Here is a 16,104-nt window from a genome sequence, read left to right as displayed (position 1 = left end):
AAGCCGGAGCCGCCTTACGCTGCTTGAAGTCCTTTTGTAAACTCAGTGGAAAGTCTTTCTGCCAGACCCAAGGATGCCTTGTTATAAGCAGATTTTTCTGCCAAGCCCATCAGCATCCCCACCAATTTTTCATTGATAACAATCGGCGTGATTGTCACATGATCAGGGATCGCGCCTTGGTTCCATTGCTCAAAGAAGTTCTCGTTCAGATCATTCAAAGAGATGTAACCATGGAAAGGTTTTTGAGTTGAAGCCACGATTTTAAAGATGCTTGGTGATTCCAAAGGAATTCGCATCGAAGTGTCTTTGATTTCCTGGAAGTTTTCATCCCACGCGAACGCTGTCACTTGAGATTCTTGCTCGTCCAGAGTCAAAATCATGGATTTTTCAAAGTGCGCTTTCATTTCTGAAAGAACGCGTTTTACTTTGTCGGCGATGATGCCACTGTTTTTCTTTTTCAATTTCTCAAGTGAAAAGCTGCCGCTCGCCACTGGATTCATAGTCGGTTTCGCCACGCCCGTTGGGCGAGTTACGATAGGAGCAATCGGTTTGTTACCGAAGCTTTCTTCCGTCAAATCCGGCAAATCGTCTTTGGGTGGAGGCGGTGGGCCGCCAGCTTTAGAAGCAGCAGGCGCCGCTGCTGGAATGGAAGCTGCCACAGCTGGAGCTGGTTCAGATTTCTTTTCTAAAACGGGTTCTACTTTGGAGAGACTTGGGCGGGAATCCACCACAGTTCTGTCGAAAGTTTTTGCTGCTTCTTCTTCAGAAGCTGATTTAGAATTTAGGATTTGGTCTACCGGAGTTTCCTCTGGCACTGATGCTGGAGGAGTTGTCGAAGCCGCTTCATCTGAACCGAAAGATTGAAGTTTTACGACGGGAGCATCGAACAGACCTTCAAGTCCGCCCATTTCTTCACCGGCAGATTCACTGTGTTCTTCAGAAGAAGCCTCTTCGTTGTGTGATTCATCAGAACCCACATCACCCAAATCTTCGAATGAAAAACTGTCGCCAGATTTTTTAGCAGCCGGGGCTTTAAGACCCGCAAGGCCTTCTGGCATTTCAGATTCAACAGCTGCTGATTTTTCAGGAGCAGAGCTTGGGATTTTTGCCGCCACTTGGGGGTGCCAAGTATTCCAGCATTGTTCCAAAGCTTCCTGAGGAGCCAAAACAAAAACACAAGTTGGAGAAGAAGGGAAATCCTGCGGCGGTTGTAGACATGCCACTACAAGAATGCCATCCCACTCCGCCACAGGCAGACACTCCACCGTCCATGAGTAATGAGTCGCCCACTTAGCTAACATTTCCTTGCGAGGAGGAGTTTCTGTAAAAAATCTTGCCTGAAGACGAGGTAGTTTATAATGAGCCATGGCCCAAGGAAAATATTCCTCAGCAGTGAGTTGATTTTCCTTCAAGGCATAGGCGAGAAGGCTCAAAGGCGATCCACCTGCCGTGTGAGATTCGGTAAGTCCTTGAAGTTTATGTTTAAAATGCTCAAACCATTCTAAAGTGCTCATTGTTCTGTTTATCGGCTTAAAAGGGGGGAAACCTGAGTCTAGGTCGAGGTCCAAGCTTAGATTGCTTGAATTTTTTGCAGCATTGCGTACTGAATAGACGCTAAAAATATAGAGGTTTTCAATACTTAGCAAATGTGGTAGTCTCCGCCCACTTATGCTTCAGACCAAAATTCTTCACTATTTCGACCACAATGCGACCACTCCGGTGTGCGCGGAAGTGATTGCAGCTCTGCCTGAGTTTGCGACCGCTGGTGGCAACCCCAGCTCCATTCACTGGGGCGGAAGACAACCAAAAAATCTGATTCGTGATGCGCGTAAATCCATCTCTGAAGCCTTAAATATTTCTCCGCTGGAAATCGTATTCACCTCCGGCGGCAGTGAAGCGAACAACACCGTTCTTAAAGGTTTGTTTGATTACTATCACACAGCTCAATTCTTAACTCCTGAACAGCGCCGTCGCACGCACTTCATGTGCTCTGCGGTTGAGCATCCAAGTATCATGAAGACGATGTCTCATCTGGAAGCGATGGGTGCCAAAGTCAGCTACATCCCTGTCAGCCGCGAAGGCGTGATCGATATGAAATTCTATCAAGAGCACTTGTCTGAAGAAACAGCTCTGGTGTCTGTGATGTTTGCGAATAATGAAACAGGCACATTGTTTCCGATCAAGCAAATGGCGGAGATGGCTCACGCCAAGGGAGCCTTGTTTCACACTGACGCCGTTCAAGGTTTTGGTAAAGCTCCATTGAATTTGAAAGAGCTCAATGTCGATTTCGCTTCGATCTCGGGTCATAAGTTTTATTCGATCAAAGGGACGGGCGTGCTTTATATGAAAAAGGGCACCAACGTAAGTCCGCTGATTCATGGTGGCGGTCAAGAACGTCATCGTCGTGGTGGCACTGAAAACACACTAGGTATTGCATGTCTTGGCTTGATGGCGCAAAGAGCTCCATTGGTTGCTGATAAAGCATTCGAAGTGAGCAAGTTGCGCGATCACATGGAAGCTCGCATCTTGTCCGAGATTTCAGATGTCACGATTACAGCGGTAGAAACTCCACGTTTGGGTAATACGAGTTCGCTGGTAATTCCAGGAGCTGACGGGGAGACAATGTTGATGTCTTTGGATATCAAGGGATATGCGGTCAGCACAGGGGCTGCTTGTTCAAGTGGGAATCCAGAACCAAGTCCGGTGTTACTTGCGATGGGGCTTTCCCGTCAAGAAGCGCAAAACAGTTTGCGTGTGAGTTTGGGTTGGGAGACGACTTTGGCTGAGGTCGATGGATTCGTGGAAGCATTAAAGGCGGTCGTGACTCGTTTACGATCGATCGAACATGAAGAGGGAGAGACATATCATGTCTAAAGGGATGACTACTTCGACGGAGTCGAAGGGTAGGGTACTTGTTGCTATGAGCGGAGGCGTGGACAGTTCCGCCGCGGCTGCGCTGTTAGTCGAACAAGGCTATGAAGTTATCGGGGCCACTATGCAAGTTTGGGATTACTCAACTTGTGATATCGAAGAAGGCAACGGCACGTGCTGTTCTTCTATCGATGTGGATGATGCGCGCTCAGTAGCGGATCGTTTGGGCATTCCATTTTATGTACTGAATTGCGAAGCGAAATTTCGCGCGGCCGTTATTGATCCTTTCTTGAAAGCGTATCTTGAAGGGCAAACACCACTTCCGTGTGTGAACTGTAACACGTATTTAAAGTTCGACCATCTGGTTAAAAAGATGAAAGAGCTTGAGTGTGATTACCTGGCCACGGGTCACTACGCAAAAATCGTAACCGATGAAAACGGCAAGTCTTCAATCCACACATCGACAGATGACTGGAAAGACCAAACGTATTTCTTGTTCACGATTGACCCCGAGCTGGTACCAAAACTGTTATTCCCGATTGGCGACATGAAAAAGCCTCAGGTGCGTGAGTACTCTGAGAAAATGGGCTTGGTGACGGCTAAGAAAAAAGACTCCCAAGGCATTTGCTTTGTGGGTGGCATGGGCTATCAAAACTTTATCAAAGGCCAAGTTCCAAAAGCTGTTTTGGATTCTAAAAAAGGTCTGATCAAGCGCTTCCCAACTGGTGAAGTGATGGCTAAGCACGAAGGTATTCATAACTACACTTACGGTCAAAGTAAGGGTCTGGGTATGGATCACCACGAAAAGCTTTTCGTGATCAAAATCGACTCTGCTGACAACACCGTGTGGGTGGGTGATGAAGAGTATTTGTTTGCCCATGAAGTCGATGTTGTGGATCCTCACATGTTGGGTGATTTGCAGGATGGCGAGTTGATGAACGTAAAAATCCGTTATCAACACAAAGGGTCTCCGGCTTTGGTGTTCAAAACTGAAACTGGGTTCAAATTAAAATTCCAACAACCTCAGCGTGCCGTGACTCCGGGTCAAGCGGCTGTGTTTTACCGCGAACGCGAATTGGTGGGAGGCGGATGGATCACTCTGTAGAGACGCCGATTCCTTCACAAGTGAACCGTGATGTGAAATATCAGGTTCATACGTTTGGCTGTAAGGTGAACACTTACGATGCAGGTCTTATCCAAAAGAACCTAAATGCGAACGGTTTTGCTCCGGTGATCCGTGGCGAAAAAGACGCACGCATTCACGTTTTGAATACGTGTGCGGTGACCGCAGAGGCGACGAAGGAAGCAGTTCGCTATATCCGTCGTTTAAAAGTCAAAGATCCCTTTTGCACGATCGTGGTAACGGGCTGTGCGGCTCAGGTGGATACGGGTTCATTCTCGTCTTTGCCGGGGGCGGATCTGATCGTGGCGAATTCTCATAAAGGAAGCTTACCGGATTTGCTCAATAAGCATTTCCGGGGCGAGCTGACAGAGAAAGTCTTTAAATCCAATATCTTTAAAAAAGAAGATTTGGAAATGGGTGGCGGTATTGAAAAACACCACACTCGTACGTTCTTAAAAATTCAAGATGGCTGCAACAGTTTCTGCACTTACTGCATTATTCCTTATGCTCGCGGTAAGTCTCGTTCGATCTCTATTGCGAACCTGGTTCAGCGTATCAATGATCTTTACGCGGAAGGTTCCCGTGAAGTCGTGTTGACCGGTGTTCATATCGGTGACTACGAAGACGAAGTGAACGGTAAAAAAATGGTGATGGAAGATCTGATCGAAAATCTTTTGGTTAGAACTAAAATGCCACGCTTCCGCTTGTCTTCATTGGAGCCAGTGGAAGTTTCTGAAAGACTTTTGGATCTTTATTCTGATTCCAGACTTTGCCCTCATTTCCATATGAGTATTCAAAGTGCGAATACCGATGTGCTTCACCACATGAAGCGCAAGTACACTCAAGACGATGTTCGCAAATCATTGTTAGCGATTGAAAAACGCGTTCCAAACTCTTTCGTGGGTATGGATGTGATCACGGGTTTTCCAACGGAAACCGCAGAGCAGTTTGAAGATACCTATAACTGTCTGGCCGAACTTCCTTGGACGAAGCTGCATGTTTTTCCTTACAGCGAACGTCAGGGGACCCGTGCCGCAGCGATGAATGTTTCTGTGTATCCTCACGTGCGTGCAGAGCGCGGAGCGAAGCTTCGTGATCTTAGTATCGCTCGTTATACGGAGCAGGCGAATCTACAAGTTGGAACAATTAAGAAAGTTCTGGTTTTGAAAAACGCTGCTAAAGGTGGTCAAGGTTTAAGTCATGACTACTGGCCAGTGGATATTGCGGGCGCAGAAGCGTTCCTGACTCACTGGGCGGGGCAAGAGGTAGAAGTGAAAATCACAGGTTATGATCATTCCAATAAAAATCATATGGAAGGTCATTTGATCGGGGAGGTTCTGTCATGAATTCTCTAGAACAACGCCTGGGATATAAATTTAAAAACATGGCGCTTTTAGCGCGCGCTTTAACTCATAAGAGTTATGCCAATGAGCTTAAGAACCATACTGAGCATAATGAAAAGCTTGAGTTCTTGGGTGACGCCGTTCTGGATTTGGTTGTCGGGGAGTTTTTGTATGAAAAGTATCCTCAAGACAACGAAGGTGGTTTGTCTAAAAAACGTGCTTCGATCGTAAATGAAGAGATTTTGTTTGAACTGGCTCGCGATATGGAGCTGAACAAAATCCTTCAATTGGGAAAGGGTGAAGCACTTACAGGTGGTGCCTTAAAGCCACGTCTCTTGGCTTCTTCGTTGGAGGCAGTCATTGGGGCGATGTATTTGGATGGCGGCTTTGCCGCTGCTCAAGCTTTTGTACGCAAAGAGTTCTTACCACTTTGTGATAAGACCTGTGCGAATGAAGACTTCGAGCGCGATTATAAAACAAGACTGCAAGAGCTTGTGCAAAAGGCGATGAAAGAAACGCCTAAGTACGAGGTTCTTGCCGAGGAGGGACCTCCTCATGATCGTCAGTTTGTAGTGTGTGTGAAAGTTAAAGAAGAAATCTGGTCCAAGGGGCGCGGACGCAGTAAAAAAAATGCCGAACAAGATGCGGCGAAAAGCGCTTTAGATGCAAAGTTTAAGGAGACGAATTAGTTATGAGTTATAAGGCAGGATTTTTAGGATTAATCGGGCAGCCAAATGCCGGGAAGAGCACATTGATGAACTTCCTTGTCGACGAAAAGGTGTCCATCGTCTCCGCAAAGCCGCAGACAACACGCCGTCGTATTCTGGGTATGTGGACTTCAGATGCGGGGCAAGTTGTGTTCGTGGATGCTCCAGGTTTGATTAAAGCTGATAAAGGTTTGAACGCATTCCTAGCTAAAGAAGCTGACGAAGTTATCAAAAACTCCGATGCTTTAGTGGCCGTGGTGAGTGTTGATGAAGCAAAGTCAGATGATGCCGAAAGAATCATCAATCTGGTGGCTTCTTCAAGAAAGCCGTGGATTGGTATCGTTACTAAAACAGATATCGAAGACAAAGCTCACCGTGTTTTGATTATCAAAAAAATGATCGAAGAAAAAGGCGGTAAGGCACTTTCGGTTTCTGCAAAAACCTATGCAAACGACAAGGAAGAGCGCGAAGCGATCTTGCTTGAGTGTCTGGCTATTTTGCCAGAGTCTCCAGCTCCACTTTACGATACGGAGCTTTTCACGAACGAAAATGTTCGTGACATGGTTTGCGAAATCATTCGTGAGAAGTGTTTTGAAAACCTTCATCACGAAGTTCCGTACCAAATCGCTGTGCGTATCATAAAATTTGATGAAACGGGCGTTATGCCGAAAATCTACTCCGAGATTCTGGTTGGCCGCGAAAGCCAAAAAGCGATCGTGATCGGTAAGGGTGCTTCCGTGATCAAGCAAATTGGTATGGAATCGCGCAAAGAGATTGAAAAATTGGTCGATGGAAAAGTGTTTTTGGACTTGAAAGTTCAATGTAAACCAGAGTGGTTTGATAATAAACGTATTATGAAGGAGTTGGGTTATGTCGCAGAATCAGAGGACTGAGTTCGCTCCTAAGGTGGCGATCATTGGTCGCCCCAACGTCGGTAAATCGACTCTTTTCAATATTATCACTGAAACTCGTAAGGCCGTGGTTAAAAACCAAGCTGGGGTTACTCGCGATATCATGATTGAACCCGTGGATATCTGGGGTAAGCAATTTGATTTGATCGATACAGGTGGTATCACTGAAGCCGGTGATATTTTCTCTAAATTGATCAAAGAGCAGGTTTCTGAATTCCTTCACTCTGTGGATTATATTATCGCGGTGATGGATGGTCGTGCCGGTTTGATTCCTGAAGATCGGGATATTATCCGCGTGGCAAAACAAACGGGTAAACCATTTCTTTTGGTTATCAATAAAGTAGACAGTACTCAGGATGAGGAAATGGCAAAAACCGATTTCTATGAATTCGGTGTGGATATCATTTCTGCAGCTTTCGAACAGCGTCGTGGTATCGGTCAGATCCTGGAGTGGGTGGTTGAGCAAATTCCGGTTCAGGAATTCACTTACGATAAAGGGATGAAAATCGCCATCGTGGGTAAACCTAACGTGGGTAAGAGCTCTATCTGTAATCGTATCCTGGGCGTGAACCGTATGATGGTTTCCGATATCGCAGGTACGACAATTGATGCGGTTGATTCCCCATTCGTATACAACGAAAAGAACTACACATTGGTAGATACAGCGGGTCTTCGTAAGTCTCGTCGTCGCGAAGAAGATCTAGAGATCATCTCTGCGTTTAAATCCCAAGAGTCGATTCGTCGTGCGGATTTGATCTTGTTGATGGTGGATGGAACTCAAGGTCCAACGGACCAGGACGCGCGTATTATGCAATCCATTTTGGAAGACCATAAAGGCGTGATCGTTGTTGCCAATAAATCAGATATTGGTGGCGCCGAGATTCCTGAATACCGCAAAACATTCCGTGAGCAATGTGAACGCGTATTCCACTTTTTCACTGACGTAAATATCGTATTTACGAGTGCGAAATCCGGTCAGGGTATTGATGACTTGTTCGAGATGATTGAAAAAGTCTCTGAACAAATCAACTTCCGTATCCCAACTCGCGAAATGAATGATTTCTTCTTTGAGACGATCCGTAAAACTCCAGCTCCGGTTTGGGGTACTACGAACGTGAAATTCTATTACGTGACTCAGACTTACCAACGTCCACCGGCGTTCATTGCTTTTGCGAATCACCCGGATGGCGTGACAAACTCATATCGCCGCTTCTTGATTAAACATATCAAGGAAAAATGGGACCTTCATGGTTTGCCGATTCGTATTTTCTGTATGAAGTCTCGCCGTGGCGCGAACATCGAGGAATAATGCTTAAGCGCGGCTCGTGGAGAACACGTTTTGGATTTTACCTTTTGGCTGTGGGCTCTGCCTGCGGCCTGGGTAATCTCTGGCGTTTTCCCTACGTGGTGGGAGAAAACGGGGGCGGAGCTTTTATCCTGCTTTACGTATTTCTTGCTCTTGCCGTTGGCGCCCCTCTTTTGATTGCCGAGTTGATGTTGGGTAAAAACACCCGCCGCTCGGTCATTGTTGCGACAGATGTGATGGGTCAGAAAGCCAAGCTTCCGCTTCGCTGGGTGGGTCGTCTGGCCGTATTAGTGACGGTGGTCGTATTCTCTTATTACGCCGTGATCAGTGGTTGGGTTTTGCATTTCATGACCCAGTTTTTTATCTCTCTGTTCCTGGATGTTGAGGGCGCTGCCAATAAAACAAATCTTGCAGCCTTGATGTCAAACGGGTGGTTGCAGTTGATGCTAGCAAGTGCTCATATCCTCATCACGGTTGTTGTTGTTTTAAAAGGTGTTCAAGAGGGGTTGGAAAAGTGGATCAGTTATATGATGCCACTTTTCGCAGCACTGGTTGCGATATTGCTGTTTAAGTCGTTCTCGTTGCCATCGACACCGGAAGTAATGCGCTTTCTTTTCTATCCTGATTTTTCAAAACTGACTTTGTCGTCTTTGGGGCATGCCCTGGGGCACGTGTTTTTTACTCTCTCTGTGGGCTTTGGAACCATGGTGACGTTTGGTTCGTATCTTCGTGAGGAAGACCACGTACCGACGGCGGGTTTCCGGGTGGCCTTGGTTGATACCTTGATTTCTTTGTTGGCCGTGGTGATGATTTTCCCGGTGGCATTTCAAGCGTCTAACGTGCCTTTAACAGATCCTGCATTGATGTTTGAAGTCTTGCCTCGATACCTTTTGGGAATTCCGGGTGGAGCACTGTTTGGTCTCGCGTTCTTCGTTTGTCTATATCTAGCGGCATTGAATGCCAGCATTGGTTTGCTTGAAGTTGTGGTTTCAAATCTGGTGGACCGCAATAAAAAAATGGAGCGTCAAAAGGCCACGTGGCTTTCAGGAGCTGCAGCTTTAGCGTTGGCTATCTTGCCAGCTCTTTCGAGTTCTGTGCTTAAATCTGTGCGTATCAATGGTCGTTCCTTGATTGAATCTTTGGATTCTTTGTTAATTAATTGGCTTTTGCCGCTGGTGGCGCTGGGAATTTTGTGGGCCTTCTATAAAGGCACATCGGAAAAAGAAAAAGAGACCAGCTTCATCGATCGCGAGAAGTTCGTCAGCTATTCCATGTATTCGCATTGGATTGTGATTTTGAAGTGGGTCGCACCTGCAGTGATCTTGATTGGATTCCTACTGCAGGTGGTGGCGTTATTCCAGAACGTCTATTAGAAGTTCATCCCTAAGATGAAAGTAAAGTCATAGAAGTCACCGGAAAGATTTTTTTCCAATTTCTCAGTACCCTGAACATAAGATTTGTTTTCGTCCGAGAAATTCACATAGTGATAGGCTGCTTGCAAGCCCAGGTAGGCTTTCTTACGCATCAAGGGGATTTCTACGCCGGCACCGATATCAAAACCCATCGTTGAATCACGAGAGTAAGAGTCGATACCAGAGATTGTGTACGTACGATAGAACTGACCTAAGCCCCCTAAGATGTAGGGATTCAAATCAGCCAAACCGCGCGTTACGTTTTGCGTATTCAAGTAATACTTCAAGTCGAAATTGATCGAAGTCAAAGACACATTACCCGTGTAGTTCGTCACATTTCCGGCATTCAAAGTCGAAAACTTCACCGCATGGTCACCGGTCTGGAAACCCAAAGTTAGAGCCAGGCGAAGGTCGAAGAAATAACTTAGAAACAAACCGAATGACGGAGCTGCAGAATACTGGTCAGCAAAGTTTCCAGTGAAACCAGTGTAGCCCCCGGCAAGACCCACAGTGAAGAAACGACCGTTACGGAAGAAGTTAACATCAGCTTCTTCGTCAGAGTCTTCATCGAATTCAGAATAATCAGAGAAGGGGTCAAAGGCCTCATCTGGATCAGATTGTGCGATAAGATAATGTTTTTGATCTGAGCTTTGGGCGTAAGCTTGCGGCGCCAAAAGCATTCCCGCAGCCAACAACAAAGCCAGAAGGCCAGAATGTAGAATATTTCCGGTGGTTTTCACAGTTCCCCCTAGGTGTATTATCGAGTGAAACTGTCAAAAACTTCAGGGAAATTTGTCAAATCCGCTCGTTCAGTGAGACAGTGTCTCAGAGTGAAACACTGTGACTGGGCTAGAGAGGTTCGTTGAGAGCTTTTTCGATCGCCTCAACAATTTTATCAGAGGAAGGTTTAGTGATCGAGGTCCAGCGATCGATCACTTGCCCCTTACGATTCACCAAAAACTTTTCAAAATTCCAACTAACATCTTTAAAAATCAACCCCGGTTTTTGCTCAGTCAGGAATTGATAAACCGGCTGCTTATCTTTCCCAGTAACTGGCGCCTTATCAAAAAACGGAAACGTACATCCATACTCTTTCTTAGCAAAAGACTGCACCTCAGTATTATCGCCTTTTTCCTGTTTGAAATCATTAGAAGGAAAAGCCAAAACCACAAACCCACGATCCGCATATTTTTTGTAAAGCATCTCAAGATCTTTCAATTGCGGAGTAAACCCACACTGGGAAGCCGTATTAACAACAAGAACAACTTTCCCACGATAAGTTGAAAAATTAACCTTCTTCCCAGAAATATCATTAGCCGAAAGCTCATAAAAACTAGAAATCTTCCTCTCAGAAGAAGTCGATTCCGAAACCTCAGGCTTCTCAACCGCAAAGCCCGCCGAAGAACAAACGAACGAAAAAAGACATAACGAAGTTAAAGCGAACGCAAAAGAACGAAACATAACATCTCCAAAGTCGTGAGATTTTCGAGTACTCGAGAAAATCATCCGCCGAACCCAAGACAAAAACAACTCCAATGAAGCACCCAACTTGGGAAAATCTGCCCACAAACAAAGCATCGTCGTAGGGAAGAGTGGCTAGGAACGCTAAGCAGCGACCTCCGTCGGCGCACGATGCGCGAACCCGCCAAAGGCGGGCGACGGTGAGCCAAGGATGGCGTGTCGCGGAGTAGCGTTCCTAGCCACTCTTCCCTACGAACCGAGAGCTTCGTGTAAGGAGCGGATTTCCCCAATGTCGCGGTGCGAATCTTTGACTTGGGACGGGTATGAATTTCTAATTAATTTGAATAATTTAGCTAAGTTTTGGAGTGGTAGATGGAACTGCGCAGTCCGATAGTTATAGTGTCTGCATTCGGCCGTGGTCATTGGTTGGCTGCCGCACTTTCGCGCGAGGGAATCAAGACGACTGTTCTTGATGTGTCTTCTAAACTTGGTGTGTGGCCCTCCGAAGACCTCGAAGGCCCCTTCGGTTTTTTCCGTAACGAAAGAATTTCTGAATCTCAAATGGAGCGTCTGTACTCCGATGATTCTTTCGAAGAGTTGCACAACGGTTTCACGATGTGGCTTCCCGAAGGTCCGCTGGAGTGCAAAGGTCCTTTGACGAAATTCAAAGTTGATAATTCGCAGCTAGCTCCACAAGTGAAAGACGTTTTGCTTTCCAATGCTCCTGATAAATTACAGCGTGCAGTCAGTCGCAACGTCACGTCGTTTGATTTTGAACAAAGCTGGCTTTTGCATTTCGCTCACCAGTGGGCGGGGACAACATTTAAACCGAATGCACTCGCTGCCACTGAAGGAGAGGCATTGCCGATCTTCTCTTCATTCCTGGTTCGTCAGGCGACTCGTGATGGTTTGGAAAAATCTTTTGCGTGGTTACGTGATAAGGGTGTCGAAGTGATCAAACCACAAAAAATCGTGGATGCTTCCTTCGGTGCTGGTAAAACGGTGACGGGTCTTGAGATCGCAGGTGAAAACCAAGGTCTTTTGAAATTGGAACAACTTGTTTGGACACTTTCCAGTGAAGAAACTTATTTCTTGAATGAACGCCTGGGTAAGTACCTGTTCAACGAAGGTCCCTTGGAGTCTGAATGGTGCTGGGTTCGTTACCGCGTGTCTTTGAAAGCTTGTACGGAAAGAGACGCTCTTCCATTGCATATGGTGCTTTTGGATGATGTGAATTCTCCGTGGACTCATGAAAACATGATGGTCCTGCAACGAACCTCTTCGGCAGAGCAGTTCGACGTATGGATGCGTATCCCCACGGTTCAGCGTTTCAATAAAGAATACCTCACCAGCCGTAGTATGCGCATGAAAGATATTTTGCTTCGTCGCATGTCATTGGCGCAGCCGGAAGTTTTAAGCTTCCCGCAAGAATACTATTACACCTACGCCCAGCTGGGAGCTCCGCGCTTCCCAGTGTTTTCAGCGAAACACTCTTCGCGTCGTGGCAGAGTGGCTTACGGAAATCTTCACCTGGATGGACCTGAGGTGTGGCCTCATTTTTCGTGGACAGCGATGTTTGCGCGCAATGAGATCTCACAAATGCATATCCAAAACTGGTGGAAAGAGAAACTTCTTAAAGAGCAAAAAGAGAAACGAAAGGAAGCCGGTCAGTGATCGAACGTTACACGCGCCCTGAGATGGGCCTTATTTGGGATGCAGATCAACGATTTGGCAAGATGATGCAGGTTGAAATCACCGTGGCACAGGTGCAAGCACAATTGGGCTTGATTCCGAAAGTTGCCGCTAAAGCGATTGCACAAAAAGCTCGCTTCAGTGTGAAACGCATCTCTGAAATTGAAAAAGAAACCAAGCATGATGTGATCGCCTTTGTTAGTAATGTGGCTGAAAATGTCGGACCTCATGGCAAGTACATTCACTTCGGTATGACATCCTCGGATGTTTTAGATACAGCCTTCAGTTTGCAGGTGCGTGAAGCGGGTCAAGTTTTGATGGGCTCGATCTTACGTATGGAAAAGTCTTTGCAAACATTGGTCAGCAAGCACGCGGAAACCATGTGTGCGGGTCGTACGCACGGGATGTTTGCCGAGCCGACAACGTTTGGTTTTAAGATGGCAGGTTTCTTAACGGAGCTTCGCCGTAATAAAAAACGGGTGAAAGACGCTTTAGAAAATATGAACATCTGCAAACTAAGTGGTGCTGTTGGAACCTTCTCCAGTCAGTCTCCTAAAGTTGAAGCGATGGTTGCACGTAAGCTGGGTTTAAAACCAGAGCCGATTGCAACTCAAGTTATTCCTCGTGATCGTCATGCGGAAATGATGTTGTCACTTGCGATGATTGGAACAGGTCTTGAGCGCCTGGCTGTGGAACTTCGTCACTTGCAACGCAGTGATGTGGGGGAAGTGACGGAAGGATTTACCAAGGGTCAAAAAGGCTCTTCAGCAATGCCTCATAAAAAAAATCCGATCAGTGCGGAAAACATCACGGGTCTTTCTCGCCTGCTTCGTGGTTACGCAGTAGCAGCGATGGAAGACGTGGCTTTGTGGCACGAACGCGACATCAGCCATTCCTCGGTCGAGCGCGTGATCTTCCCTGACGCATTTATCGTCGCGGATTATGCCATTCATCGTATGAGCATTTTGCTGGACGGTTTGGAAGTTAATAAGAAACGCATGCTCGATAATATCGAGAGCTCGCAAGGGCAGTTATTCAGTTCTCATGTGTTGTTGGCTTTGGTTGCCAAAGGTATGCGTCGTGAAGATGCCTATGCTTTGGTGCAAAGACTTTGTCATACATTGGGTTATGGCGAACATTTGAAAGATAAATTAATGGGCAGTGATGAAGCCCGCGAACTTTTAAAACCAAAAGAGATCGAAGAGATTTTTGCAGGTAAAAAACATAAGAAGTCGATCAAAGACATCATCAAGAGAGTGAAAGTTTAGATGACACGCTGGAATTATTTTAAAGAAGGCGACATTATCGACGTGGTAGCTCCGGGTTACCCATCGCAGCCCCACGAAGTGGAGGGGGCTCACGCTTTTCTTTTAAAGTGGAATTTACAACCACGCATTCCAAAAAATTTGATTAAGCCACACTTCCTGCACGCTAATGAAGATGAGGCGCGCTTTGGTTTTTTGAAGGCTGCGATCGAATCTAAAGACTCTCGTGTGATTTGGTGTATGCGTGGAGGATACGGTAGCAACCGCTTGTTGCCGATGCTCGCAAAACTAAAAAAACCTAAAGAGCCAAAACTTTTGATTGGCATCAGTGATATCACCTCATTGCACACGTTCCTGACTCAGGAATGGGGTTGGAGCACACTGCACGCACCACTTTTGGATCGTTTGGGAAGAGGTTTAGTATCAGCCAAGCACGAAAAGGAATTGCACAATGTCCTGTTCGGTAAAGAGAAGTCCGTAGAATTTAAAAAGCTAAAACCTCTGAATGATCAGGCACGTAACATAACACTTCAAAAATCCAAGATTGTTGGCGGAAACCTCGCGGTTCTGCAGACAACTTTGGGAACTCCATGGCAGATTGAAGCCAAGAAGTCTTTCTTGTTTTTGGAAGACACTGGCGAACGTGGTTATCGCATTGATAAAATGCTGGAACATATGCGCCAGGCGGGCGTCTTTAAGCAATGCCATGGATTGATTCTGGGTGATTTCATTGGGGGCAATGAGCCCGGATCAGAAGAAACAAAACATAAACTAGTCTTTAAACGTTGGGCTGCAGACCTAGATATTCCTGTTTTTCAGGGATTGGAAGCGGGCCACGATGTCATTCAACGACCAGTACCTTTAAACACTTCATGCGTTCTGACTCAGAAGAACGGCAAGGTGCTGCTCAGTATCGATACAGGAGGAAAAGCGTCATGAAATTTTCAGTTCTAGAAAAGAATCTGATTTCGCAATTGGAAGATCGCATTCGCGACACCACGCCCGGCGTGATGGTTCGCGCTTATCAGGGCGGTCGTATTATTTGTGACGTTGCTGTGGGCAACACTTATGCTTACTACGATTTTGCGAGTGTGACGAAAGTCATCTTCACTCAGCAGGCGATGATGTATGCCTATGAATTGGGTAAATGGAATTTTGAAACCAAAGTTTCCCAATTTCTTCCTTGGTTTCCTTCAACAGAAACTAAAATCACCGAGCTATTGACTCACAGTTCGGGATTGCCTTGGTGGCTTCCATTCTATCAAGAGATCAATATGAACTTGTCGATGGAAAAACGCCGTGATCAGTTGCGCGATATCATTAAGGGGCTAAAACTTGAGAAAAGTGAAACGGCTGTTTATTCAGACGTCGGCTTCCTAGCGTTGGGTTATGTCTTAGAAGTGATTTTTGAAAAACCTCTTTTGGATGTTTGGACAGACACTAAAAATAAATTCTATGCCGGAACGACTTTAGAGTTTCATCCCAATAATACGACTAACACTAAGATCTCTTTGTTTGCGCCGACAGAAGAATGCCCGGTTCGTAAAAAACTGGTGCAAGGCGAAGTTCATGATTTGAATGCGTGGTCTTTCGGTGGTGTTTCGACGCATGCGGGGCTTTTCGGAAGTATTGATGATTTGGGTTGGTATTCCCTTCATCTGCGTTCTCAGCTTTTGGGAATTGCAAGATACAGCATCCGTCAAAAGACGGCGCAACTGTTTGCAAAGCGTGCGTTGCCTGAAGGAAAAGGCGACTGGGCTATGGGCTATATGATGCCCACGCCAGGCTCTGCAAGTTGTGGCAGCTATTTCTCACTGGATTCTATTGGTCACACAGGGTTCACAGGAACGTCGATTTGGTACGATCCTAAGATGGACATGAGTGTGAATATTCTTTCGAATCGAGTTTTGTATGGGTCCGAGAACAAGGCCTTTGCAAAATTGCGTTCCGAGATTCACAATTGGATTGTTGAAAATTATCGCAGAAGCGGAGTTTAAGCCTCGGGCTTAAAAC

The 16,104-nt window shown here is 46.1% G+C and carries 14 protein-coding genes; 11 read left to right on the top strand and 3 right to left on the bottom strand.

Features of this window, described 5'->3' with window-relative positions; all coding sequences use genetic code 11:
* Positions 1-14 precede the first annotated feature (14 nt).
* Positions 15-1,514 carry a hypothetical protein gene (locus DOM22_RS10520; RefSeq protein WP_142700306.1) on the bottom strand — a complete coding sequence of 500 codons (1,500 nt, stop codon included), beginning with the start codon at positions 1,512-1,514 and terminating at the stop codon, positions 15-17.
* 154 nt (positions 1,515-1,668) lie between these two features.
* Between DOM22_RS10520 and DOM22_RS10515 the strand changes: the two genes are divergently transcribed.
* The 7 genes from DOM22_RS10515 to DOM22_RS10485 are packed head-to-tail and all read left to right on the top strand — an operon-like array spanning position 1,669 to position 9,634.
* Positions 1,669-2,874 carry a cysteine desulfurase family protein gene (locus DOM22_RS10515; protein ID WP_142700305.1) on the top strand — a complete coding sequence of 402 codons (1,206 nt, stop codon included), beginning with the start codon at positions 1,669-1,671 and terminating at the stop codon, positions 2,872-2,874.
* Positions 2,846-3,976 carry a tRNA 2-thiouridine(34) synthase MnmA gene (gene mnmA, locus DOM22_RS10510; protein WP_371715053.1) on the top strand — a complete coding sequence of 377 codons (1,131 nt, stop codon included), beginning with the start codon at positions 2,846-2,848 and terminating at the stop codon, positions 3,974-3,976. Before DOM22_RS10515 ends, mnmA begins: the two co-directional genes overlap by 29 nt.
* On the top strand, positions 3,961-5,340 hold the full coding sequence (mtaB, locus tag DOM22_RS10505) for a tRNA (N(6)-L-threonylcarbamoyladenosine(37)-C(2))-methylthiotransferase MtaB (protein WP_142700304.1): 1,380 nt from the start codon (positions 3,961-3,963) through the stop codon (positions 5,338-5,340). The genes mnmA and mtaB overlap by 16 nt, the downstream gene beginning before the upstream one ends.
* A complete protein-coding gene (gene rnc / locus DOM22_RS10500; protein WP_142700303.1) occupies positions 5,337-6,026 on the top strand; it encodes a ribonuclease III in 690 nt (229 codons plus the stop codon). The genes mtaB and rnc overlap by 4 nt, the downstream gene beginning before the upstream one ends.
* 2 nt (positions 6,027-6,028) lie before the next feature.
* Positions 6,029-6,937: a GTPase Era gene (gene era, locus DOM22_RS10495; RefSeq protein WP_142700302.1), complete on the top strand. Its 909-nt coding sequence runs from the start codon at positions 6,029-6,031 to the stop codon at positions 6,935-6,937.
* Positions 6,915-8,264 carry a ribosome biogenesis GTPase Der gene (der, locus tag DOM22_RS10490; protein ID WP_142700301.1) on the top strand — a complete coding sequence of 450 codons (1,350 nt, stop codon included), beginning with the start codon at positions 6,915-6,917 and terminating at the stop codon, positions 8,262-8,264. Before era ends, der begins: the two co-directional genes overlap by 23 nt.
* The gene (locus DOM22_RS10485) at positions 8,264-9,634 is read left to right on the top strand and encodes a sodium-dependent transporter (RefSeq protein ID WP_246845582.1); all 1,371 of its coding nucleotides are present in this window, start codon (positions 8,264-8,266) and stop codon (positions 9,632-9,634) included. The genes der and DOM22_RS10485 overlap by 1 nt, the downstream gene beginning before the upstream one ends.
* On the opposite strand, the gene DOM22_RS10480 is transcribed toward DOM22_RS10485, so the two are convergent.
* Together DOM22_RS10480 and DOM22_RS10475 are read right to left on the bottom strand one after the other, a co-directional pair.
* Complete coding sequence (locus DOM22_RS10480) at positions 9,631-10,413, bottom strand: outer membrane beta-barrel protein (protein ID WP_246845581.1); 783 nt, start codon at positions 10,411-10,413, stop codon at positions 9,631-9,633. The genes DOM22_RS10485 and DOM22_RS10480 overlap by 4 nt on opposite strands.
* 109 nt (positions 10,414-10,522) lie before the next feature.
* A complete protein-coding gene (locus tag DOM22_RS10475) occupies positions 10,523-11,134 on the bottom strand; it encodes a glutathione peroxidase (RefSeq protein ID WP_142700300.1) in 612 nt (203 codons plus the stop codon).
* A gap of 372 nt (positions 11,135-11,506) precedes the next feature.
* Here DOM22_RS10475 and DOM22_RS10470 point away from each other — a divergent pair, with 372 nt between their 5' ends.
* The 4 genes from DOM22_RS10470 to DOM22_RS10455 are packed head-to-tail and all read left to right on the top strand — an operon-like array spanning position 11,507 to position 16,088.
* Positions 11,507-12,808 carry a hypothetical protein gene (locus DOM22_RS10470; RefSeq protein WP_142700299.1) on the top strand — a complete coding sequence of 434 codons (1,302 nt, stop codon included), beginning with the start codon at positions 11,507-11,509 and terminating at the stop codon, positions 12,806-12,808.
* The gene (gene purB, locus DOM22_RS10465; RefSeq protein WP_142700298.1) at positions 12,805-14,094 is read left to right on the top strand and encodes an adenylosuccinate lyase; all 1,290 of its coding nucleotides are present in this window, start codon (positions 12,805-12,807) and stop codon (positions 14,092-14,094) included. Before DOM22_RS10470 ends, purB begins: the two co-directional genes overlap by 4 nt.
* On the top strand, positions 14,095-15,030 hold the full coding sequence (locus tag DOM22_RS10460; RefSeq protein WP_142700297.1) for an LD-carboxypeptidase: 936 nt from the start codon (positions 14,095-14,097) through the stop codon (positions 15,028-15,030).
* A complete protein-coding gene (locus DOM22_RS10455) occupies positions 15,027-16,088 on the top strand; it encodes a serine hydrolase (protein WP_142700296.1) in 1,062 nt (353 codons plus the stop codon). Before DOM22_RS10460 ends, DOM22_RS10455 begins: the two co-directional genes overlap by 4 nt.
* Positions 16,089-16,104: the final 16 nt, after the last annotated feature.

It is taken from the genome of Bdellovibrio sp. ZAP7, assembly GCF_006874645.1.
Classification (GTDB): domain Bacteria; phylum Bdellovibrionota; class Bdellovibrionia; order Bdellovibrionales; family Bdellovibrionaceae; genus Bdellovibrio.
The sequence above is the reverse complement of the archived record's forward strand: the minus strand, read 5'-3'. Positions and strand labels throughout refer to the sequence as shown.